Genomic DNA, 231 nt, shown 5'->3' with positions numbered 1-231 from the left:
ATTAGTTTTAAAAATATTTCTAAATACTGGAGTAAATATGTCTAATAATATCGCAGTGGTAATTCTTGCCGCAGGAAAAGGAACAAGATTAAAAATGGATGTTCCAAAACCTCTTGCACCTCTTCATAAGAGAGTTTTATTAGACTATGTTTTAGATTCCGTTGATGGTTTAGGGGATATTTACCTCATTACTGGACATCAAAATGACTTGGTAGAAAGTCATGTTAATCA

General features: G+C 32.0%; 1 protein-coding gene. It reads left to right on the top strand.

Features of this window, described 5'->3' with window-relative positions:
* Positions 1-37: 37 nt before the first annotated feature.
* Positions 38-231: NTP transferase domain-containing protein (locus tag M901_RS13060; protein WP_034722229.1), on the top strand; the 194-nt coding region annotated here is incomplete at its 3' end.

It is taken from the genome of Bacteriovorax sp. DB6_IX (assembly GCF_000447775.1).
Taxonomy (GTDB): Bacteria; Bdellovibrionota; Bacteriovoracia; order Bacteriovoracales; family Bacteriovoracaceae; genus Halobacteriovorax_A.
The sequence above is the reverse complement of the archived record's forward strand: the minus strand, read 5'-3'. Positions and strand labels throughout refer to the sequence as shown.